The sequence below is a fragment of the Lysinibacillus sp. FSL K6-1151 genome, from assembly GCF_038630755.1.
In the GTDB taxonomy this organism is placed as follows: domain Bacteria; phylum Bacillota; class Bacilli; order Bacillales_A; family Planococcaceae; genus Lysinibacillus; species Lysinibacillus fusiformis_D.
In genome coordinates, this window is sequence record NZ_CP152040.1 from 2,885,738 (window position 1) to 2,908,778 (window position 23,041).

The 23,041-nt window shown below is 37.5% G+C and carries 26 protein-coding genes and 1 pseudogene; 4 read left to right on the forward strand and 23 right to left on the reverse strand.

Features of this window, described 5'->3' with window-relative positions; genetic code table 11:
• Positions 1–16 precede the first annotated feature (16 nt).
• Entirely contained in the window at positions 17–871 is an 855-nt protein-coding gene (folD, locus tag MHI04_RS13875; protein WP_058844029.1) for a bifunctional methylenetetrahydrofolate dehydrogenase/methenyltetrahydrofolate cyclohydrolase FolD, read from the reverse strand.
• Positions 872–902: 31 nt separating this feature from the next.
• Positions 903–1,286, reverse strand: coding sequence for a transcription antitermination factor NusB (gene nusB, locus MHI04_RS13880; RefSeq protein WP_036122758.1), 384 nt, complete (start codon positions 1,284–1,286; stop codon positions 903–905).
• 422 nt (positions 1,287–1,708) lie between these two features.
• On the opposite strand from nusB, the gene MHI04_RS13885 reads away from it, so the two are divergent.
• Both MHI04_RS13885 and MHI04_RS13890 read left to right on the forward strand, forming a co-directional pair.
• Positions 1,709–2,569 carry a MerR family transcriptional regulator gene (locus MHI04_RS13885; protein WP_340834589.1) on the forward strand — a complete coding sequence of 287 codons (861 nt, stop codon included), beginning with the start codon at positions 1,709–1,711 and terminating at the stop codon, positions 2,567–2,569.
• A gap of 167 nt (positions 2,570–2,736) precedes the next feature.
• Positions 2,737–3,906 carry an MFS transporter gene (locus MHI04_RS13890; protein ID WP_058844027.1) on the forward strand — a complete coding sequence of 390 codons (1,170 nt, stop codon included), beginning with the start codon at positions 2,737–2,739 and terminating at the stop codon, positions 3,904–3,906.
• Between the two features lie 99 nt (positions 3,907–4,005).
• Here MHI04_RS13890 and MHI04_RS13895 read toward each other — a convergent pair whose 3' ends face one another.
• Complete coding sequence (locus tag MHI04_RS13895) at positions 4,006–4,416, reverse strand: Asp23/Gls24 family envelope stress response protein (RefSeq protein ID WP_036122753.1); 411 nt, start codon at positions 4,414–4,416, stop codon at positions 4,006–4,008.
• Positions 4,417–4,541: 125 nt separating this feature from the next.
• Positions 4,542–4,868, reverse strand: coding sequence for a nucleoside triphosphate pyrophosphohydrolase (locus tag MHI04_RS13900; RefSeq protein WP_036122750.1), 327 nt, complete (start codon positions 4,866–4,868; stop codon positions 4,542–4,544).
• 105 nt (positions 4,869–4,973) lie between these two features.
• Between MHI04_RS13900 and MHI04_RS13905 the strand changes: the two genes are divergently transcribed.
• Positions 4,974–5,381 carry a hypothetical protein gene (locus MHI04_RS13905; protein ID WP_338651440.1) on the forward strand — a complete coding sequence of 136 codons (408 nt, stop codon included), beginning with the start codon at positions 4,974–4,976 and terminating at the stop codon, positions 5,379–5,381.
• A gap of 133 nt (positions 5,382–5,514) precedes the next feature.
• Here MHI04_RS13905 and accC read toward each other — a convergent pair whose 3' ends face one another.
• The 12 genes from accC to MHI04_RS13965 form a co-directional block, all read right to left on the reverse strand.
• Positions 5,515–6,882 (reverse strand): acetyl-CoA carboxylase biotin carboxylase subunit, encoded by a 1,368-nt coding sequence (gene accC / locus MHI04_RS13910; protein WP_089934541.1) that lies wholly within the window; start codon positions 6,880–6,882, stop codon positions 5,515–5,517.
• Positions 6,883–6,896: 14 nt separating this feature from the next.
• Entirely contained in the window at positions 6,897–7,400 is a 504-nt protein-coding gene (gene accB, locus MHI04_RS13915; RefSeq protein ID WP_141905476.1) for an acetyl-CoA carboxylase biotin carboxyl carrier protein, read from the reverse strand.
• A 200-nt stretch (positions 7,401–7,600) separates the two neighbouring features.
• Positions 7,601–8,155: a SpoIIIAH-like family protein gene (locus MHI04_RS13920; protein ID WP_036116826.1), complete on the reverse strand. Its 555-nt coding sequence runs from the start codon at positions 8,153–8,155 to the stop codon at positions 7,601–7,603.
• A complete protein-coding gene (locus MHI04_RS13925) occupies positions 8,156–8,515 on the reverse strand; it encodes a hypothetical protein (protein ID WP_244504886.1) in 360 nt (119 codons plus the stop codon).
• 267 nt (positions 8,516–8,782) lie between these two features.
• Positions 8,783–9,694 carry a stage III sporulation protein AE gene (locus tag MHI04_RS13930; RefSeq protein WP_036116822.1) on the reverse strand — a complete coding sequence of 304 codons (912 nt, stop codon included), beginning with the start codon at positions 9,692–9,694 and terminating at the stop codon, positions 8,783–8,785.
• 12 nt (positions 9,695–9,706) lie between these two features.
• Positions 9,707–10,084 (reverse strand): hypothetical protein, encoded by a 378-nt coding sequence (locus MHI04_RS13935; protein ID WP_036116820.1) that lies wholly within the window; start codon positions 10,082–10,084, stop codon positions 9,707–9,709.
• A gap of 5 nt (positions 10,085–10,089) precedes the next feature.
• Positions 10,090–10,299, reverse strand: a complete 210-nt coding sequence (locus tag MHI04_RS13940; protein ID WP_012295089.1) for a hypothetical protein — start codon at positions 10,297–10,299, stop codon at positions 10,090–10,092.
• Positions 10,300–10,388: 89 nt separating this feature from the next.
• Positions 10,389–11,393: a nitronate monooxygenase gene (locus MHI04_RS13945; protein ID WP_036116814.1), complete on the reverse strand. Its 1,005-nt coding sequence runs from the start codon at positions 11,391–11,393 to the stop codon at positions 10,389–10,391.
• 203 nt (positions 11,394–11,596) lie between these two features.
• Positions 11,597–12,154, reverse strand: a complete 558-nt coding sequence (efp, locus tag MHI04_RS13950) for an elongation factor P (protein ID WP_036116812.1) — start codon at positions 12,152–12,154, stop codon at positions 11,597–11,599.
• A gap of 17 nt (positions 12,155–12,171) precedes the next feature.
• A complete protein-coding gene (locus MHI04_RS13955) occupies positions 12,172–13,233 on the reverse strand; it encodes a Xaa-Pro peptidase family protein (RefSeq protein WP_036116810.1) in 1,062 nt (353 codons plus the stop codon).
• A 2-nt stretch (positions 13,234–13,235) separates the two neighbouring features.
• Positions 13,236–13,670 carry a type II 3-dehydroquinate dehydratase gene (gene aroQ / locus MHI04_RS13960; RefSeq protein ID WP_036116808.1) on the reverse strand — a complete coding sequence of 145 codons (435 nt, stop codon included), beginning with the start codon at positions 13,668–13,670 and terminating at the stop codon, positions 13,236–13,238.
• A gap of 122 nt (positions 13,671–13,792) precedes the next feature.
• Positions 13,793–14,221 (reverse strand): hypothetical protein, encoded by a 429-nt coding sequence (locus MHI04_RS13965; protein WP_230593729.1) that lies wholly within the window; start codon positions 14,219–14,221, stop codon positions 13,793–13,795.
• 147 nt (positions 14,222–14,368) lie between these two features.
• Here MHI04_RS13965 and MHI04_RS13970 point away from each other — a divergent pair, with 147 nt between their 5' ends.
• A complete protein-coding gene (locus tag MHI04_RS13970; protein ID WP_036116804.1) occupies positions 14,369–15,301 on the forward strand; it encodes a DUF1385 domain-containing protein in 933 nt (310 codons plus the stop codon).
• Between the two features lie 52 nt (positions 15,302–15,353).
• On the opposite strand, the gene MHI04_RS13975 is transcribed toward MHI04_RS13970, so the two are convergent.
• From MHI04_RS13975 to MHI04_RS14005, 7 genes and pseudogenes are all read right to left on the reverse strand, one after another.
• Positions 15,354–15,824, reverse strand: a complete 471-nt coding sequence (locus MHI04_RS13975) for a hypothetical protein (RefSeq protein ID WP_036116802.1) — start codon at positions 15,822–15,824, stop codon at positions 15,354–15,356.
• Complete coding sequence (locus MHI04_RS13980; protein ID WP_036116800.1) at positions 15,824–16,030, reverse strand: helix-turn-helix transcriptional regulator; 207 nt, start codon at positions 16,028–16,030, stop codon at positions 15,824–15,826. The genes MHI04_RS13975 and MHI04_RS13980 overlap by 1 nt, the downstream gene beginning before the upstream one ends.
• A gap of 361 nt (positions 16,031–16,391) precedes the next feature.
• On the reverse strand, positions 16,392–17,330 hold the full coding sequence (locus tag MHI04_RS13985; protein WP_058844022.1) for an alpha/beta hydrolase: 939 nt from the start codon (positions 17,328–17,330) through the stop codon (positions 16,392–16,394).
• 329 nt (positions 17,331–17,659) lie between these two features.
• Positions 17,660–19,216: a hypothetical protein gene (locus MHI04_RS13990; RefSeq protein ID WP_330493202.1), complete on the reverse strand. Its 1,557-nt coding sequence runs from the start codon at positions 19,214–19,216 to the stop codon at positions 17,660–17,662.
• Between the two features lie 664 nt (positions 19,217–19,880).
• Entirely contained in the window at positions 19,881–20,828 is a 948-nt protein-coding gene (locus tag MHI04_RS13995; protein WP_342534949.1) for a rhodanese-related sulfurtransferase, read from the reverse strand.
• A 303-nt stretch (positions 20,829–21,131) separates the two neighbouring features.
• Positions 21,132–21,404: a hypothetical protein gene (locus MHI04_RS14000; RefSeq protein WP_089934549.1), complete on the reverse strand. Its 273-nt coding sequence runs from the start codon at positions 21,402–21,404 to the stop codon at positions 21,132–21,134.
• A gap of 371 nt (positions 21,405–21,775) precedes the next feature.
• Positions 21,776–22,903: pseudogene (locus MHI04_RS14005) on the reverse strand (ribonucleotide-diphosphate reductase subunit alpha); the annotation flags it as partial.
• Between the last annotated feature and the right edge of the window lie 138 nt (positions 22,904–23,041).

The window sequence follows — 23,041 nt, forward strand, 5'->3', positions numbered from 1 at the left end:
TTTTTCGTAAGGTTATTTATTGTGCAAGCTTATTTTCAGCTGCTTGCACAGTGTTGAATAGTAACATAGTGATGGTCATTGGGCCTACGCCGCCTGGTACAGGCGTAATATGAGACGCAATTCCATCCACTTCTACAAAGTTTACGTCACCGCATAATTTATTGTTGTCATCGCGATTAATCCCTACATCAATGACAACAGCCCCTTCTTTCACATGCTCTTTCGTAATAAAGTTCGCACGTCCAACAGCGGCAATTAAAATATCTGCTTGTTTTGTAAATGAAGGCAAATCTGGCGTTTTAGAATGCGTATAGGTCACCGTTGCATCCTTTTGCAATAATAGTTGTCCCATTGGTTTACCAACGATATGACTACGTCCTACGATGACTGCATGTTTTCCAGCGATTTCAATTCCTGAATACTCAAGAAGCTTCATCACGCCAAACGGTGTACAAGGTAAAAATGTTTCTTGGCCAAGCATCATTTTCCCAACACTGACAGGTGAGAAACCGTCGACATCTTTCTCGACAGCTATCGTTGCAATGACTGTATCCTCATCAATATGTTTTGGGAGTGGTAATTGTACTAAAATACCGTGAATATCCTCACGTTGATTTAAACGTTGAATTTGTGCTAATAATTCCTCTTGCGTTGTTTCTTCTGGTAATTTAATGAGTTCTGAGAACATACCAATTGCTTCACAAGATTTTTGTTTATTTCTCACATATGTAGCTGAAGCTTGGTTGTCTCCAACTAATACAACCGCTAAACCAGGTGTTAACCCTCGTTCTTTTAAACGAATGACACGCTCCGCCACAGCATTACGAATTTCTTGACCAATCTCTTTACCATTAATAATTGCACTTGACATAAACCTTCGTTACTCCTTCCAATTCAACACATTATTCTTGTTCTGTAAATTTAGAAAGTACACCATTGACGAATTTAGATGAACTATCTTCGCCAAATGTTTTACATAACTCGATTGCTTCGTTTAGTACTACTCTTTTTGGTGTTTCAGGCATGTATAACAGTTCGTATACAGCTAGGCGTAATACCGTTCTTTCAATTTTGGGTAGACGGGCAAGTGACCACTTTTCAAGATGCTGTTCTAATGTAGCATCGATTTCCTCCAAATGTTCAGCTGTTCCATTCACAATCTTTTCATAGAAGGCATTGGTAGGTTGACCTTTAATATGGCCCATTGCTTCTTCAACTGTTAGATCCGTGTTGTCTAGCTGAAACAAAACTTGCAACGCTTTTTCGCGTGCTTCATGTCGTTTCATGTAAAGCTCTCCTTCTTAAGTGGCATTAAGGTTTATAATAGCATAAAATCGCCCGAGAAACACGATTTCAAGCAAGTTTTCAATAATCTGAAACCTTTTTCAAGGAACTTTTTGCTTCATTTATCCTTTCATTCAATTCGAGCTCTCCTCTAATCAAATATGGTTATTCAAAAATGAAGGTTTCATTTCCATAATGGTATACTAAAGAAGAAAATAAAAAGAATCTTCAGAGGTGTTGACAATGCAATATGAGGCTGTATGCACGAGCTGTAAAAAACCATTTAAATTGATGGAAGGTGAGGAGCAATATAAACAAATGAAGGAACGAAAATCTCGCCTATTTTACTGCGAGGATTGCAAGCATAAAATTCGATTTGATGCCATTCGAAACTTCTTTAGCTATTACTAGTGGAGGCCATTTTATGAAGGAACATTATTATACCATTGGTGAGGTTGCCAAACTTTCAAATTTATCGATTCAGACGCTACGTTACTATGATCAAATTGATTTATTTAAGCCTGCTTATACTGATCCCTACACCCATTACCGTTATTATAAAGGCAATCAGCTTTTCTATTTAGACATTATCAAATCGCTTAAATATATCGGCGTTACGCTCGAAGATATAAAAAAAGCACTGACATTAACTTCCGAAGAATTGCTTGCTTTTTTAGCACAGCAAGAGCTACGCATAAACGAAAAGATTTCACGTTTAAACGAAGCCAAAAATACGTTACTGAAAACGAAAAAACAATTACAGGAGCAAATTGATATCCCGATTTTTGGTGAGGTCTATATGCAGATAGAAGAAGCTATGCCCGTTCTGCAAGTGACAACAACTGAATTAACACCAACATCGAGCACGAGTACATATTATGCAACATTAACTAAAATCATCGAAAAGGAAGGCAGTGTCTTAAATAGTCGATATGGTTGTACATATCCTCTTGTGCCCTATAAAGATGTCAATGATATTATTTATGATGCTGTCTTCACTCCTCTTTTAACGGAGCGCACATTTTCGAAGCTTTCACCCAATGTACAGCAAACCATCATCCCTGCTGGTAAGTATGTATGCATTGCCTTTATTTATGATCCCAATACTTATTTTTCGTTCTATGAAAAATTGAGAAATTATGTGTTGGCACAGCAAGAAATTTTTGAATCACAAGTGTATGAGCTATATATGCCAGCAACTCTAACGATGGAGAAAGAAAAGAAATTTATTGTAGAATTAAAGATTAGGCAAAAACAAGAAACAATGATTTCTGCGAAAAAGTAGCTACGGATTCGTATAACTCCTCATGAAAACTTCCAAACTAATAAAAACTTTTAAAAATGAAAACAAATCTTTTGACCCTATAGTTACTATAGGGTTTATCGTATTACATGGAAATAATCTAGTAGATTTAATACAAATGTATCGTGAACAAATAGAAGGAGTACTTTATGAGCAAGAAACAAAATATAACTTTAGCCATTTTACTGTCTAATCTTTTCATTGCCTTTTTAGGGATTGGTTTAGTCATCCCTGTTTTACCAACGATTATGAATGAGCTTCATATTTCGGGCTCTGTCGTTGGTTATATGGTGGCAGCCTTTGCTATCACACAATTAATCGCATCACCAATTGCTGGTAAGCTTGTCGATAATATTGGCCGCAAAATTATGATTGTTGCAGGTCTTTTTATTTTTGGACTTTCAGAGTTTTTATTCGGCTTTGGTCGTTCAGTTGAAATACTCTTTGTCTCCCGTATGCTAGGTGGCGTGAGTGCAGCTTTCATTATGCCAGCCGTAACTGCCTATATTGCCGATATTACAACATTGGCACAGCGTCCAAAAGCACTTGGTTATATGAGTGCAGCCATCAGCACAGGGTTTATAATCGGTCCTGGCATCGGTGGTTTTTTAGCTGAATATGGTACACGTGTACCATTTTATGCAGCTGGAGTACTTGGTCTGTTCGCGGCTATCCTGTCATTTATGTTTTTAAAAGAACCGACACGTGCTACAGACAATGAAGAATCGGCACCATCTATTGTTGGTAGTGTCAAGCGAGTTTTTAGCCCGCTCTACTTCATTCCATTCATTCTTATTTTCGTTCTGTCATTTGGCCTCGCTGCATTCGAATCGCTATTTAGCTTATTCGTCGATCACAAATTTGCGTTCACACCATCTGATATCGCCATTATCATTACAGGAAGTGGTATTGTAGGTGCCTTGGCTCAATTAATACTATTTGATTGGCTGACAAAGAAAATGGGCGAAATTAATGTTATTCGTTACTCACTAATCCTTTCAGCAGTTTTAACATTCGCCATGACGATAGTGAATCATTATTTTGCCATCTTATTTGTTACATTCTTTATTTTCGTAGGCTTCGATTTAATTCGTCCTGCAGTTACTTCCTATTTATCAAAAATCGCTGGAAATGAACAAGGATTTGTTGGTGGAATGAACTCTATGTTTACAAGTCTTGGTAATATTTTCGGCCCTATCTTAGGTGGTATATTGTTCGATGTGAACCTGAACTATCCATACTATTTTGCCACAATCGTCTTAGTGCTTGGCGTCATTCTTGCATTATTCTGGAGAAAGCCAAAGCATATCGAATTATAAAAATGAACGATACACATCTATACAAATGAATCCTAGAGAATCCTCCTAAAAAAGGATTGCCCTTGCGATGAACAAATCATCGTTGGGCAATCCTTCTTTTTATTCATGTACTACTGTTTCTTCTTTTTCGAAATGAATTCCTGTAATATGCACATTCACTTCTGCTGTTTCTAGTGCTGTCATATTCAAAATAGCTTGTCGTATTTGGGTTTGAACTTCCTTCGCTACCTTAGGAATGGCATATCCATATTTCACAGAGCAAAATACATCAATAGCAATTTCACCAGTTTCCGTTACACCTGATTTAATGCCTTTATTGTGTACTTTTTTACCGAAACGTTCAGCGACACCCGTCGCAATATTTCCACGAGTTGCAGCAATGCCTTCAACTTCATTGACAGCAATCCCAGCTACAACTTCGATTACCTCTGCTGCTACCTCAATTTTTCCAAGCTCTTCTTTTCCAGAAGGTGTTGGTTGTACGAAAGATTGTCCTACTTTCTCTGCCATACAAATATCATCCTTTCCCTTACACATCACAAACAAGTGCTGTACTTACGTTCATTATACTATAAAAAGGAAGGTTTGGCTGTCGAAAGCCGTTTTAATTTATCGATAGAATCGTTGAATTGGAATTATTGATCCTCGACATCTATTAGGTAAACCCCATTTTCAAATCCACCACGTATTATTTTCTTATACTCACGAGTCGCATCTAGCTCTTCATAGCTTACACCTAACACTCTTATGGCTGCATGAATAAGCTCAAGTATATCCGCTAGCTCCTCCATATTTGCTTGTCTATCTTTTGCGTCATGAAATTCTGATGCTTCTTCTATCATCTTAGCTTTTATTGCATTCAATAGCTCATTAGATTCTAGGGCTCGCGCATGATAAGATAAACCCTTCGCTTGAATAATGTCTAAAATCTTATCTCTCACAAGCTTATTGTATACAGGCATCTATTGATTAACTCCCATTCATCCAAAAGTTTTGTACTATCACCAACTTCTATTATATAGTATCATTTCTATAATATAGAAATAGTTTCAGAATAGAGGTGTAGGATGTTACGAAAATGGTTGTTGGGTATTGGGGCGGCTGTCATTATTTTTACAATGCTTATTTTATTATTAGGAAATAGAGCTACTGAAGATACCTTGCTCGCAAAAAATATAATGGAGCAAGCTAATGGTGGCTCAAAAATCGTTTCACTAAATCAATTGACTACTTTTGATTGGGAAAAAGCACAAGTTTATGGACCTTATACAACGAGAGATGCTATTGAAGTAACAATGGACATTCAGTTTAAAGGTAGCACCAGTGGAATAGATGTCCGAGAAGATATTTTTCTACTTGTATTTGCTAAAGAAGGTCATGCTATAAAGACAGCCGTGCTTTACAGAAAAGTTGGAGACTATACAACTAAGGGTGGTATGCTAACACCTGAGAACGACCTTCTATATATTGAATAGCAGTCATTCTAAATTAGTAGGAGCTGCTAAAAGGTTCTCTTGTTGTTAATGCTATTTGTTTTATTAAAATTTAATGGAAATATAAAAAACCTCCTAACTAATAAAAGTTAGAAGGTTTTAAAATTGCGAACGCTTACTTTGCTTTTTCTGCTACACCCAATACATCATTCTCTTCAAGGAACTTCGTATTGAATTGTGCTGATTTGAAAACGTCATTGTTCATTAGCGCTTGGTGGAATGGGATGGTTGTATTGATCCCAGGACCAGATACTTCGAATTCACTTAGCGCGCGGTTCATTTTCGCAATCGCTTCTTCACGTGTATCCGCATGAACAATGAGTTTTGCTACCATTGAATCATAATATGGTGGGATTGTATAGCCTGCATAGACAGCAGAATCAATACGTACACCATAGCCGCCTGGCGTTACATACGTATCTACCGTTCCTGCTGATGGCATGAAGTTTTTATAGGCATTTTCTGCGTTAATACGGCATTCAATAGCCCAACCATTTAATTGAATATCATCTTGTGTGAATGGAAGCTTCTCACCAGATGCGATTTTTAATTGTTGTTGTACAAGATCTACACCAGAAATCATTTCTGTAACTGGGTGCTCCACTTGAATACGAGTATTCATTTCCATGAAGTAGAACTTGTCTTCTTGATAATCATAAATGAATTCGATTGTACCGGCACCTTCATAGTTACATGCTTGTGCCGCTTTTACTGCCGCAGCACCCATTTCAGCACGACGCTCAGAAGATAGTGCTGGAGATGGAGCTTCCTCGACTAGTTTCTGCATACGACGTTGAACTGTACAGTCACGTTCGCCTAAATGCACTACATTGCCATAGCCATCTGCTAAAACTTGGATTTCACAGTGACGGAAATACTCGATGAATTTCTCTAAATATACGCCAGGGTTGCCAAATGCAGCAGCTGCCTCTTTTTGCGTAATATCAATACCTTTCACAAGGTCTTCTTCTGTACGAGCTACACGGATTCCTTTACCACCACCACCAGCAGTTGCTTTGATGATGACAGGATAACCAATTTGAGCAGCCCATTCTTTACCTGTTTCGATATCTGGCACAATACCAGTGCCAGGAACAAGTGGAACGCCTGCTGCTTCCATTGTTGTACGTGCAACGTCCTTGATACCCATAATTTTAATTGAATCAGAGGATGGACCGATAAATTTAATGCCAGCGTTTTCACAAGCTTCAGCAAAATCAGCATTTTCCGATACGAAGCCATATCCTGGATGGATACCATCTGCACCTGTTTTTTCAGCTACACTAAGCAGCGCTGGGAAGCTAAGATAAGAATCTTTTGATAGCTTTGGTCCGATGCAATAAGCTTCATCTGCTAATTTCACATGTAATGCGTCCGCATCTGCTTCAGAGTAGACAGCAACCGATTGAATGCCTAACTCTTTACAAGCACGAATAATACGCACAGCGATTTCGCCGCGGTTTGCAATTAAAACTTTTTTCATTTGTTTTGCACTCCTTACTCAGCTTTTACAAGGAATAGTGGTTGGCCATATTCTACTAAGTCGCCATCTTTCACAAGAACTTCAACGATTTCCCCTTGCACTTCTGCTTCGATTTCGTTGAATAATTTCATTGCTTCTACGATACATACGATTGTTTCATTTCCTACTTTATCACCTGGTTTTACGTAAACTGGTGAATCTGGGTTTGGTGCTTGATAGAAAGTACCGACCATCGGAGATACAATTTTATGTAACGAAGGGTCGTTAGTTGCTGATGTAGCTGTGGCTGGAGCTTCTTCCACTTTAGCTGGTGCAGGTGTTACTGCTGGAGCTTCTGCTGGTGCAGATTGTTGTACAACAGGGGCTACTACTTCTTTTTTAGGTGCTACAGTTTCTGTAACAATAACATTATTCTTTTTTAGTTTTACTTTTGCACCATCTACTTCGTACACAAACTCGTCAATTGAAGAAGAATCTACTAATTTAATAATTTCACGAATTTCTTGAATTTTGAACATTTCTAACTCTCCTTATGAAATAAAATCTACTACAATAACTATTCTATATTTTTTCGTATCAATTTGAAATAGTTAAATGAAAATTAAGTAAATATGAACAAAATAAAAGGCTTTCCTTTACTAAACGAAAGCCTTTTCATAACGCTGATATATAACAACTATTTTTGAATTAACTAAATATTTATTTTTTTCTATATTTTTTAATAATTATTTGCACTAAACTTTACTTGCACATCATTTGCGCCTTCCATCTCTGTTTTTACCAAGTAAATAATTTCGTTTGCTTGTGCTTTTGACAATTCTTCAGCCATCACTGTAACAGAAACTTTTTCTCCTTCAGCGCGAACAAACGCATCTGAATAACCTAATGATTTAACGAGCATTTCAAGCATTGCTTCGGCTGATTCACGTTTAATCAGACCATCCATTTCATTAAATGCCTCATTTTTTTCTTCAGCAGAGGATTCCTCTGCAGCAATTTTTTGCGTTAACTGTTCACGTAGCTGACTTCTCTCATCACTTACCTGCATACGCATTTCTTCAAATAAGTGACTCGGTGAAGATACTTCTTGTGTGATATCATTTGTCGCTTCTTTATCTGTAACGCCTGTGACAGCTGTCTGTTGTAGTGTATCATCTGTAAAAATAGTTAGACCATTGAACTGTTTTGCTGGATCAACCAAATAATACACTGAAATGACTGCTACTAAACTTAATAATGTCATAAACCAAACTGTTCTTCTACGTACGCGCATTTACTTTTCCTCCTTATTTTCCATCGGAACGATTATGATTCGATGAATCGGTAACTGCATCACTTGACTGACGACTGCACGAATTTCATTTTTCACAAAGATATCGGATGCACCTTCTGAAACAACTAGCATTCCTGTTACGTTTTTCGCGCTTTGCTCAGTCCCTCGAAAATATTGGCTGAATAGTTTATTGGCCTCTTGGTCATTTGTCATCTCTCCATAATAAAAATAGACTTTAACCTCCCCAACACCTTGCATTGACTTCAAAGTTTGTTCAAGTTTTTCTTCATTGGTGAGTGGTGAACCTTTGTCGCTTGTTGAATTCGTCTGATACATAGGTAAAATGATGAATATTCCCATGGAGGCAGCTATCAAAATTAAAACCATCAATGACGTTGTTTTTTTTCGTGTCTTTTCCACATCACTTGTACATTGCCTCCCTTCATCTTCTCTTTTTCAAGTGTATGTACGCTTGTTTCTTCCTATGAATTGATAAATGGAATCTTTAATAGCAATTGCAAAAATACTAACGTGATGACCAATTTTGTTAGTGAAATTATTTCCTTATCATCCGTTAGAAACACAAATATCTGACATACAAAGAGCAATGCCAATAAAAGAATCAATCTATCTCCCCCCTGCCATCACTTGTACGAATACAATGAGGAAAAAACAAGAAAACATAAATGAAAAAGCAATGAGAAATGATACAGCACATAATGTAAATAGCGATTTACTAATTTGTTCTAGTAGTCTACAAATATCATCAAAGGCGATTGGTTCTAAAATAGCCGCCAACAATTTTAATGAATAAGCACTGACAACGAGCTGTACAGTTGGGATAAAGGACACTGTAATGACGGCGATAAAGGCACTAATACTAGTAAGTGAAGATGTAAATTGTGTCATATGCTGAAACATTGAAAAGCTGTCTACAATAAAAGACCCAACAACTGGAATATTTTCCTCAATTAATTTTTTGACGGGTTCCGCTACAGCAGCATTGACACTAAATGCTGCCACACCGCCTGCAGTCATCAACAGAATATAGCAAATAACGGAGGCAGAAACGATACTCATAATCGTAAAACGAATCAACTCAGCGATTCGTGTAAAAGAAATTTCCTTGACTATGACACTGCACACATCAAAGACAATGGCTAAAAGCACACCTGGAATAAGCCACTTACTACTAATAATGGTCAGGACTTGTACAAAAAACAGTAAAAAAGGCTGCCAGGAAGCAATCGCTGTAATACTACTTGATAGAAGAAAGCTTGAAGTTAAAATGGGATAAAATGCTGTAAATAGATGGGCTAGTCCTTGTGCAATTTCATCAATTAATGTAAAAGACTTAACTACAACTGGACCAATCGTTGCTAAAACAATCAGAAAAAAGAGTATCCTTGTCCCTTTTTCAAATTCTGGTAATACCATGTTCACAATCAAAACAATGATGACGTAGCTGCAAAGCATGAGCGTCATCTTTAGCAAGAGAAAGAATGGGTCGATTAAAAACGATAGTATTTGCTCCTGCAATGGCTTCGCTCCTTAGTTTAGCCTTTTTAAAATGGCCGACACCTCCTGTAAAACAGCCAAAAATTCTTTGAACCAATACAACAAAATCACGATTTTTACTGCAGCAAAAACGATGTTCCCGAGCACCTTATAATTATGTTCTGCCAGCAGTAAAGACATCCACTGCCCGACATAGAACATACTTGCACTGATTAAAATAGCTTTCGCATAAGGTAAAAAGGCAAGTGTTTCTAACAGCTGTTTGACGAAAGGCATTAAAAGTGTCGAGAACAACATGCCAAAAAGCAAGAACGAAAACATCACACTTATTAGCGCATGGAGTGGCTGTATAACTTCTTTTATCAGCAATAATAAAAGCAGCATGACAACAGCAACAATCACAATTTCCATTTACATTACCCGGAAGATGTAAGCCATTGGAAGAATGTTAAAATCTCATTAAAAAATAGACGTAAAAATCGAAGTAATTCTGCTGTCATATATAAGTAGGCAATGAAAAAGAGGAAAAATGAAAACTCCTTCTTCCCTGTTTGATCAAAGAAAACATGAAGAAGCGCAACGACTAGTCCCACTCCAGCAACTCTTAATACGTCTTGTAATTCCATTCCTACGCCCCCTCGTGTACAGCAATATATGTCGCTCTACCAAAAAAAAGACCTCTATACATATGTATAGAGATCTTTATTGATAAAATTTATAGAAGCTTTTCTACAATGCTTCTGACAGTGCCAGTTTGCTGTACGAGATAACTCTTTTCGCCCATCCACATCGATAAATATTCCGCATTACCTTGCTCGGCACTTTCTTTACGAATGGTAGTCGTTAAATAGTTTTGTAATGGATAAGGAGCTACTATCGCATCTTTCATACGTTTTGTAAAATCATTCATTAAGCCTCTTGCTGGTTTACCCGTAAAGGCGAGCGTAATCGTTGTTTGCTGTTCTTTCGAAGCTAACACAGCATTTTTATAAAGTGGCGAAATTTCGCATTCATCTGCCACTAGTAACGCTGTACCAATTTGAACAGCCTGTGCCCCGCCCTTTAACGCCCTTTGAATATCCTCTTTCGTCACAAGTCCACCTGCTGCGATAATAGGAATCGCAATTTGTCCAGCTACTTGTTGTAGTAAATCATATAACGGTATTAATTGCAGTGGGGCCGAAAAGGAGCCTCGATGACCGCCAGCCTCTCCTCCTTGTAGTACAACTGCATCCATTCCTGCTTGTTCTACTAGTATAGCTTCCTCTACTGTCGTAGCGGTACCAACCGTATAAATACCATTGTCTTTTAATTGCTGCAGAACCTCTGGAGAGGGCAACCCAAATGTAAATGAACAAATTGCTACCTGTTCCTCGATCACCGCCTGAATTTGACCTGCAAACACTTCCTTCGAAACAACACTTTGTACAGGTGATAATCCTAGTTCATCGTAAAAAGGTTGTAGTGCCATACGGGCTTGTTGTAAAACCTCGATATCAATTTTTGGTTCTTCTTGAACAAACAGATTGACCGCAAAGGGCTTTGCTGTTAACTTCTTTACTTCCTGAATAAATTGCTTTGTTTGTGCACCATCTAAGTAGCCCGCTCCTATTGAGCCTAATAGCCCAGCCTCAGCGCAAGCCGCCACAAATTTTGGGGATGTCACGCCTGCCATTGGTGCTTGAATAATGGGATATGTCATATCAAATGTTTGTAGCATACCTTTCACTCCTTACGATTATTGTAAACAATTCTCCCAGCAATGACCATCTATCTGATGATAGAATCTTGATGGACTCTTAGTAAAAAAGAGTACGTGCTTCTATCTATTATCACATTAAATGAAATGTTTGGCAGGATATGTATAAGAAAAAAATAAAAACCTACCCTTTTTTTAAAGAGTAGGTTGGCTATTATTAATTATTAAGCACGAGAAACGTAAGAGCCTTCTTCTGTGTTAACGATTAAAACATCACCTTGGTTAACGAAGAAAGGTACTTGTACGATTAGACCTGTTTCAAGTGTAGCAGGTTTTGTACCGCCTGAAGCTGTATCTCCTTTGATCCCTGGTTCTGTTTCTGTAACTTCTAATTGAACAGTATTTGGTAATTCAATACCTAACATTTCACCTTGGTAAGATTGAATATGCACTTCCATATTTTCTTTTAGGAATTTTAATTCATATTCAATAGCAGCTGAAGCAAGTTCAGTTTGCTCGTAAGATTCTAAGTCCATGAATACATGCTCGTCGCCTTGTGCATATAGGTATTGCATTTTACGGTTATCAATTTGTGCTTTCTCTACTTTTTCACCAGCACGGAATGTTTTTTCATTCACTGAGCCGTTACGTAGGTTACGTAATTTAGAACGCACGAACGCAGCACCTTTACCTGGTTTAACGTGTTGGAAATCTAACACGCGGTATAATTGGCCATCAACAATAATTGTTAGACCTGTACGGAAATCGTTTACTGAAATCATTTGTGTTCCTCCAAAGTTTATAAAATAATGAGTTCTTTTGACGAATGTGTTAGTAGTTCATTACCCGTTTCAGTGATTAAAATATCATCCTCGATACGGACACCACCGATTCCTGGTAAGTAAACACCAGGTTCAATCGTCACGGCCATACCTGGCTCTAGCACTGTCTCTGAACGCATCGATAAGCCAGGGCCTTCATGTACTTCAAGACCAATACCATGTCCTAAAGAATGACCAAATGCGTCGCCATATCCTTTTTCTTTTAAGTAGTCACGTGCAATCGCATCCGCTTGAATACCTGTTAATCCAGGACCCACTTTTTCAAGTGCTAACAGTTGAGAAGCAAGGACTGCATTGTACATATCTACTAATTTTTCAGATGGTTCTCCAACAGCCACAGTACGTGTGATATCCGAAATATAGCCATTATATAGCGCACCAAAGTCTAAAGTAACAAAGTCGCCTTTTTCAATCACTTTATTCGTTGCAACGCCATGTGGTAATGCTGAACGAAGACCAGACGCAACAATTATGTCAAATGAAGACTGAGTTGCTCCTTGTTTACGCATGAAAAATTCTAATTCATTCGAAACCTCAAGCTCTGTTTTACCAGGCTTGATGAAGCCTAAAATATGTGTAAATGCGTGATCTGCAATTTCACACGCAGCCTTAATAATATTAATCTCTTGTTCCGTCTTAATCAAGCGAATTTTTTCAATTAGCCCAGAAATCGGCACTAAATCTGCTTGAATGTTTGATTTATACAGTTCATATGTGCCATAACTTACAGTATCTTTCTCAAAGCCCAATAATTTGATGCCCATATTGCTTACTTGTGTAGCAATTTCTTCAATGATTGTTGCTTCATGTTTGACAATGCGGAAGTCCTGAATTTGTGCAGCAGCCTGCTCTGTATAACGGAAATCTGTAATAAACACAGCATCATTTTGAGACACAATTGCTACGCCTGCTGTCCCTGTAAAACCAGTCATATAACGTCGGTTATACCCATTTGTGATTAAAATGCCATCGATGCTTTGTTCTTGAAGTGCTTTACGTAGCTTTTGTAATTTCAACATAATCAATTCTCCCTCTCGATAAATGTACGTAGTGCCAGTTCATAGCCTTTCGTACCTAGTCCACAAATTTGACCAAGGCAGGCCGGAGCAAGATAAGAATGATGACGGAAAGCCTCACGTTTGTGGATATTGGAAATATGTACTTCGATAACCGGCACAGAAATTCCTGCAATCGCATCATGTAACGCGATGCTCGTATGGGTATACGCACCGGGATTAAAGATAATACCATCATATTTTTCGTCCTCTGCTTCATGCACCCAATCTACTAGTACCCCTTCGTGATTGGATTGACGAAATTCAACCGTAGCACCTAAAGAAGCCGCAAGATTTCGAACATTTTCTCTAACATCATCCAATGTTTCATATCCATAAATATGTGGCTCTCGTTTGCCAAGTCGATTTAAGTTCGGTCCATTCAAACATAATAACTTCACGCTTCTATTCGCCTCTTTCTATGTACTTGCCATTTATTTTATCATACACCGTGCATTCAGCAACTAATTTCAATTGATGGTTTCATAAATATCCCCTCAAACAAAGGGGATATTTTGTACCATTAACTGCCTTTTTGTGCTGTATGCTCCTTCTGATGAAAATTGGCCGTTTCCAACAAGAAACGTAATAGACAGACAACAATCACTATAAATGGAATGGACAGTTTTTTAAAGGACGTCAGTTGTAATGGTAGATCTAAAGCAATCCACTCCAATGTAATAGTCACAAGAAGACCTAGCAGCAGTGACGAAAAGAAAGCTGGAATGATATAGACATAGCGCATGGTCATATATAAAAATAAGCCGATGATAAACAGCAGAAAGATAAAGAAGGTCCATTGAAATAATTTAGAGCTATCTTCAAACCAATTCCACTTTTTATAAAACCCAATCGGATGCCATTTAATAAGATGGAAATAATGTAAACCCTTTAAGCACAGCGCTAAAACAAGCGCATTTACAAGTGCGGTAATCGTCGCTACTTTCATCATCTAACCTCCCTTTTGCACACTAATGTTTTCCTGAAATGTACGATTAGTGTAGCCATATAGAAAATTTACTATGCGTAACTGTAGAGGTTTTTCACTAAATTTAGTACAATGGTACAGTTGAAATATATAAAGAGAGTGGTGTTAGCCTTGAGCAATTCACCTGTATACGGGGGACAAGCACAATTAGAAGGTGTGATGTTCGGAGGAAAGGAACATACTGTTACAGCCATTCGTCGTAACGATGATTCCATTGATTATTATCATTTTAAAAAAGTTCAAAAGCCTATTTTACAAAAGCTCAAAAAAATTCCATTTGTACGAGGCGTTGTAGCGCTCATTGAGTCGGCTGGCTTAGGCTCTCGTCACATGCAATTTGCAGGGGATCGTTATGATGTGACACCTGGCGAAGAAGAAGATCATAAAGAAGAAGGTTCTAAACTTCAGATGATACTTGGAGTTGCTGTAGTAGGTATTCTTTCCTTTTTATTCGGAAAATTTGCCTTTACATTAATTCCTGTTTTTATAGCAGATTTTTTCTCAAAATGGATTGAAGGGAAAACGGGACAAATTCTACTAGAGAGTGGTATTAAACTCCTTTTACTGCTAGCCTACTTATACTTTATCTCATTAACCCCTCTGATTAAGCGAGTATTTCAGTATCATGGTGCCGAGCATAAAGTCATTAACTGTTATGAGGCTGGCTTAGACATCACAGTAAAAAACGTTCAAGCTCAATCACGTCTGCACTATCGTTGTGGCAGTAGCTTCATTCTGTTCACAGTGTTTGTCGGCATGTTTTTATATTTCTTTGTACCAACTGACCCACTGTGGCTTCGTATTTTAGATCGGATTCTATTAATTCCTGTTGTACTCGGTATTTCATTTGAAGTATTACAAGCGACAAATGCTTGCCGCAATATCCCAGTGTTGCGTTTCCTTGGCTACCCTGGCTTATGGCTTCAATTACTGACAACTCGTGAACCAAAGGACGATCAAGTAGAAGTAGCAATTGCTTCCTTTAATATGCTACGTCAAGTAGAGCAGCAACCTGAAATTGCTGCAACATTGAACCATGAATAATAGAACAGGCAGTCCCAACAAGTGTTGAGGCTGCCTGTTTTATATTATTGCTCTATTTAGTATAAATAAGTGCAGTAAACAGCCCTATTAAATTTGGTAAGATACTGAAAACTAAAAACAGCCAATTATTCGTCATGATGGAGATGCTTGTAAAAATAAGAATGGACGCAGCAATAATACCTATGCCCAGCTTCACTCGAGAAAGCTGGAACGGGATGGGACTAAACATGTTGATGGTCAAAACTCCCCCAATTATCCCCCAACTCCCTAAGTGCACTAAAAGAATACTACCTAAAACCATTGCTGCATTCAATTCAATGCCAAATACAATGAGTGTAAAGAAAATATAAATCGCCGCTAATGTCACATACCACGAATAGGATTTCGCTTTTTGCCAAATATAGTCGTGTAGCTCATCTAAACCTCTATTTTTCTTCGCCTTACTCCGTCCTAACCACCAGCCTAAAATTCCACAAGTCATTCCCCCATACAATCCGATAATTCCCCCGATAGAAATCTCCATCACTCCGTCCCCTCCTCTTCGAATATAAACACTTCTTCAATTGTGCAATTGAAAGCTTTTGAAATATTGTAGGCGAGTTCTAAAGATGGATTGAATTTCTCCGATTCAATTGCAATGATTGATTGTCGCGAGACGCCAACTACTTTAGACAACTCCTCCTGCGTAATCTTTTTCGATTTCCGCAATTCACGAATTCTATTTTTCATAAAGCCTCCTCGTTAAATGTAAAGTAAACTGTACATTTTTTTGATAAGTAAAGTTTACTTTACACCATTTCATATGTCAAGTTGACTTTACAATTTAGTTTTCGTTTAAACAATACAAGAATTCTTATGAAGAACGATCAGGAGACATAGTGAGGGCTATAATTAGAAAAGACACCACATGCTAATTTTGAAAAATGTAGTCAGTTTGTGAAGAAAAGCATCCACCTCCATCGTACCTATCTACACTGTAAAATAAAGTTAAATTCCAAAATAAGGAATATAAAAAGCGTGTTTTGAATGATAATCAAAACACGCTTTTTTATAGGATTTTTCCGCACCTTTTCCTTTAGCGTTAACCCGCCTATTTCAACACTCTACTATGAATTATATTCATAATTTTCTGTTGAGCATCTAGAGCTTCAGGGATAGGCATCACAGCAAACACATGATTCATTTGAGGATAAACAAAGGTAGTGATGTCAATGCCTTGTTCGGTTAGTTGTTCATCAAATTTTATGGCATCTGGATATAAACTTTCATGTGTTCCAATAAAATGAGTAATCTTCCCAAGTCCTTGAAAATCACCGTAAATAGGACTAATCAATGGGTCCTTTAGATCTTTATCAGCAGCCCATATCTTTGTAATGACTTCCATTCCTTCACTAGCTAACATTGGGTCCTTTTCTTCATATTCAAGTATCTGAGGATTTTCTAAACTCATATCAACACATGCTGATAGTAAAATAATATCTTGGGGTTGAGGTAGATGGTTCTGCTTCAAAAGTTGGACCAGACCAAGTGCTATATTTCCACCTGCCGAATCTCCGATAATGGTCAATTGATTAGAACTTTCAACCGTTTTTAAAATTTCTTTATAGAAATTGAGCATTTTTTGGAAGGTGTCATGATGGTTAAAATGAGGTACTTTCGGATAAATGGGCGCAATAACTTTTGCATTTAACGATTGTGCCATCTTATCCATGAATAACCAATGTAAACTTAAAGGCTGATTCGTCCAAGCACCACCATGTATATAGAGAATAACTTTTTGCTTCAAGGACTTTTGGTCATTTAAAGTGAAGACCTGCATAGCCTCAAAGGTTTGCTCCTCCATATCACTTATAAATTGAACATCTTCCCCTATAACATAAAGCTGACTATTTTCAGTTCCCCTCTGCTCAATAAACTGTTTAGCATTTTCAATACTAGAAAAACTCTTTTTATTACTTTGCGCAAATAGCCATTTTTCAAATTGAACACTTTCTTCAGAACGATCTCCGCTAAAAATTTCTACAGTCATTTTTTTCTCCCCTTTAAGTTTCATCACGCACATAGATTGATAAGAGCCATGTATCAGAAGCTTTCACACGTACTATAATCTATACCGTATCATAGAGACAAACCTGCATCCGTTAAATAAAATATTTTTTTCGTACTCTATGTTAATTCCACAGTATGTCGTATACTCCTTCAACATCCATCGTATTTAAATGAAAATAAAAAATACCATGCTGATTGCCAACATGGTATTTTCATCTTTATTTAAACAAGTAACTCATTAATAACTTTTTAACTGTCTGATTATCAATTTGGCATCCAGCCGTTGCTAAAGATATGTTTTCAAGTTTTTTATTTTATATACTTAGAACGAACAACGGTCCTTTTGTATGGCTCACCTTGTAACGTTTCACCTGAAATATTTAAAGTTATATTATATACACCCGACTTTTTATTTTCTGGAAAATTCACCATAAAGTTTTGCTGATTAACCTTTTGCGTCTGTAGAGAAGAAGCAATATCTTTCCCTGTTGGATCCAGTACTCGTACATCGAAGGTAAGTTTTTGTAATTGGTCATTAGCTTGCATTGTCACGATATTATTCGTTTCTAATGATACTGTTGGAATACTTACCTTAATCAAAGATGGGCCCCCATGTTGAACTGCCAGTAAAAACGCATTATCTTCTGCCTGCGTGCTTATATTTATCTTCCATTCCCCAATCTCAGAAATAACCCCAGTAAATGTATGAGGTACTACGCCATTAAAGAAGGAGGCTTCATCCAATGATTGGATTGTTTGGTTGGTATATTTTTTTTCTGAAGGAGATACTAACTCTATCTTATCACTAGTTAACCCTGTCCATAATTTCACATTATCGAGCGCAGTATCCACATAAAAAGAATGTGTCACATCATTTGACGACTGTAACTTCCCTCCGTAAAAATAATGAGAAACATCCAACTCTTGAAACATATCAGATTGAGAAAGGTATTCTTTGTTCATCATGATACGATCTGTAGAAGCAGACTGTAGATACTGTTCCAATCTTGAAAATACCGCAGATCCCATTCGAATATTGTCATGATCAAGTGAGGGATCGGTAAATAAATGTGTTCCGTAAGATAATTTAGTGCTTGCCTCTTTGACTAATCCATCATTTGGATCGGAAAGATATAGACCTCCCATCCAGAGTGCAGATAGAAATGGTCCTGTATTAGTACCAGCCATTGTATAATAGTTGTTCTTGCTAACATTGGGATGATTGTCTATTAGTGAGCGAAAATATTCCATTTCCCCAACTTGAAGTGAATAAGTTCCATCATCTTTTTCACCGAGTAATGTAGCTAGCCAACCTGCCCACCAGCTATATGCAAGATCAGCTAACTCTGATCCATAATGAGGGGATCCTAAAGTAAACACCCTCCCAACGTACGGATGAGCATTATGAAGAACTAATGCTGCTTGGGTATCAGGCCCACCCTTGCTATGGGCAATTATATTTAATTTTTTTCCGTGAAAATGTTGACTGATTTCTTTTAACATAGAGGCTAATAATTTTCCATTATCGTATTGACTATAAGAACCTTTACCTGCCGAATCGTATAATTGAACAAATACCGTTTGATATCCTGCTTCATAAGCTTTTGTATACATATCATTAAGACCGTGATATTCTGTATTGCCATACCAACTTGTAGAGTTACCGTTTTTCCCTTGAACGAAAACAAGAGGTGGCTTATTCAAATCAACATTAGGTGGAGTATTTCCTAGAAACCACTCTCCAGGTGTAAAGCTTTCACCTGGTGGCTTCAATCCATAAGGTTCAATCGTGTTTGAGGCAAAAACATCTGGAGTAGAAAAAAGCATAATTGTAACCATTACTAATAAAGAAAGTATTTTTTTCAAATTGTTTTCCTCCTAATCATTATAGATCAAGTGCGTAAAGCTGTAGAAAAGCAATTTATAATTGTAAAAAACTGGTGTTGAATAACAGCTATTAATGCTAATTTTCAAGCGGCAACCAACTAACCCCACCTTCCCTTTATACTAATATTCTATAAAAAGGAAAAGACTTCCTTCTAATTTAGACAAAAAAATATCATTATCTTACTTCGGTTAAGCCTCACTTAGAGAAGCAGCGAGATAGATTGTGTTAGCAAATAAAATAGCATAGAGCGAAATGGCCAATATTCAACACCATATGTTCATATAAACAAACCTAAGTCCTTAATTCTCATTTATGAACACCCTCTTCTCGCGCAATATGATGGATGCTTTCTTGTCCATTTATATAACGTAGTACGGTTTTTATTTTCTTATTGATCATCAAAACACCCCGTAAAAGCTAGATTTTGTGTCTAGCTTTTACGGGTCAGAAGGTACTAGATTGTATTATTTCAACATATATGTACCAGTTAATAATAAACCTCCATCAAAGAATAAACACCCTATGTAAGCAAGCAAACTAGTCCAATTTTGAAATGGCTAGTTTGAACACTTACATAGAGTGCTTTAGGTCCCTCTAAATAGTTGGTTGAGGTTATGGAAGCTATTTAATTTAGAGAGTTTTTCATGCTAATTCTTGTAACGCCTCAATTGCTTGAGCTACTTGCTCTTCTGTTAAATTGTGACGCACGATGTAGCGGTTGCGCGCATGCTTTGTACATTCGATTGTACAGCCACCTAAATGCTTTGCTTCATTTTCTTCAGATGCAATGATTTGTTTGTTACATTCAGGGTTTGCACAGTTAATGTAACGTTCACAAGGTTCACCGTCATAGTGATCACGACCGATAATCACATGCTCTACTTGATTGATTGGCACCGTTAAACGCTCATCAAATACGTACATTTGACCGTCCCATAATTGGCCTTTCGCAACAGGGTCTTTTCCGTATGTTGCAACACCGCCATGTAATTGACCAACATCGCCAAAGCCTTCACGTTTCATCCAGCCCGAAAACTTCTCACAGCGAATCCCGCCCGTACAATAGGTTAAAACATTTTTCCCTTCGAACAGCTCGCGGTTTGCACGTACCCATTCCGGTGTATCACGGAAGTTTTGTACATCTGGTCGAATCGCGCCACGAAAATGGCCGACATCGTACTCATACTTGTTACGCACATCTAATACTACTGTATTGTCATCTTGCATTTCAGCAAGAAATTGTTCTGGTGACAGGTAGCGACCTGTTAATTCATGTGGGTTCACGTCTTCTTCTAAGCCTAAGTTTACTAACTCAGGTCGTGGGCGTACGTGCATTTTTTTGAATGCATGCTCTTCTACTGCATCAATTTTGAAGACTATACCTTCAAATAATGAGTCAGCTTGCATGTTTGCCATGTATTGCTCTGTCTGCTCAATCGTACCTGAAACAGTACCGTTAATGCCCTCGTTGGCTACTAAAATACGACCTTTTAAACCGATTTCTTTACACATGGCTAAGTGCGTTGCTGAAAACGCAGCTGGATCTTCAATCTTCGTGTAATGGTAATATAATAAAACTTGATAATTCATTGTTTTCCACCTATCATTTAAATATTTGCAGGATATTCCTGATAGTGTCTTTTACGACCTATTAACCATAAAGGATAATCATTGAATATGCTATCGGTAATTAGACTGAAATGGGCATAAATATTATTTTTAAAGAATTTGTGAATTGGTCAGTGGACTTTTTTTTATAAAAAAGTGTTATTCCACAATCTGGTCCTTAAATGGAAAAAGACACACTCCTTATGAAAGAAATGCACCTGTTAACGGAGGATTGTTAGCCAACTTCAGTACTAAGTAAACTGAGAAATTGAGTAATGCGTGCTTTTATTCAGGGAATCCCCAAATAGAATACATCGCGTATATACTCAAAAATATACCAAGCAAAAAGAATCCCGATTTTATGATATTTTCCTTTTTGAAGGAAATTTCACTGTATTCGGCATAGCTTAATATCATATAGATAATGGCTGGTGTAAAGATGACTATTGCCACCCAATGTTGCTGAAAATTAACTCTTAACGCAGGGTTAAATACAGGCAAAAAGAATAATAAACCTAATAAAGCCCCTAAAGTATAGCCTTTTAAATATTTTTTCATCAAAGTTTGTCCTTTCTTATAGGAATTTTTTAATTGCCCCTTCAGAATCTAGATGCTTTGCTTCAAGCAATGTAGTAGAGCCTTTTTCTACTTAAACTAAACCACTCTTTCTATAGCAATTAAAATTCGGCAGCTATAATTTGATAATTACTTTTCAATTTTGGGGATGAAAATGCTAAAGAGAAAATATGCACAAGCATTTCTTGATACTAATGAAAGGTCCTTTAACGGAAGAACCTTTTCACGATGAAAACACCCCTTTAGATATATGAATATCCAAAGGGGCGTAGCTTCGTAACATTTTTATAAATGTCGTGACTTTATTTTAAACTTTGTATCTGTTTGATAAACATCGTGACTTTAATTCAAATTTACAGACCACATTTTAACTGTGCACCACAGTTTGTACATGTATTACAGCCACCCATTTCTTCGACTGTTCCTTTACGACAAACAGGGCATGTATTCCCTACATCTGAGCCGATAACCGTTGTAGACTCTAATGCTTGAATTGTATCTACTAATACGACTGGACGTTTTGTATGCTCTTCTACTAATTCTTCTTCAAATGATAATTGATCCATATCATTTTCTTCCGCTTTTAGTGTAAGAACTTGTGAATCACGGCTACCATCCACATAGACCGTACCACCTTTAGCGCCACCTTTATATAGTCGCTCGTATACTTTTTCTACTTGCTGTACTGTATAGCCTTTTGGTGCATTCACTGTTTTAGAAATGGATGAATCAATCCATTTTTGAATAATACATTGAACATCGGCATGTGCTTCTGGTTTTAGCTCCATTGCTGTGACAAACCATTCAGGAAGCTCTTGCTCATTTACTTCAGGATGACGATCTAAATACTCTTTTACAATTTCAGCCTTGACCTCAATAAATTTACCTAAACGACCAGAACGGTAGTACGTGAAGGAGAAGTATGGTTCAAGACCTGTCGCTACGCCTACCATCGTTCCTGTCGAACCCGTTGGCGCAACAGTTAGTAAATGCGAGTTACGAATACCAGTCGCTAGAATTTGTTCTTTGATGTGAGCAGGCATTTTTTGCATAAAGCCTGTCTCTGTAAAGGCTTTACGTAAACGAGCTGTTTCTTCGTCAGTAGCACCTACTAAGAATGGGAAGCTACCACGTTCCTTTGCAAGCTCTGTAGAAGCCTCATAGGCTGTTTCCGCAATTGTTTTAAAGATTTCATCGACTAAAGCATTACCTGCTTCTGAACCGTATTCCTTTTCACAGTAAATAAGTAAGTCTGCTAAGCCCATAACCCCTAAACCAACACGACGCTCACCAAGGGCTTGTACACGGTTCTCTTCTAGGAAGTAAGGAGTCGCATCAATAACGTTATCCTGCATGCGAACACCCACACGAACTGTTTCACGTAGTGCTTCGTAATCAACTGATTGATTTTCTTTATTCGCAAACTGTGCAAGGTTCACAGCTGCTAAGTTACACACAGAGTATGGTGCAAGTGGTTGTTCCAATAATTGTTATCCTAAAGGCTTTTTATCCTTTAGTTCTTACAGTTCAATTCCTGCAAGTTCAGCATACATTTTCATTACACATGGCGTATGCATACTCATAAGAGCTTCTTAAATAATGTAATTTATAAAAGCCTG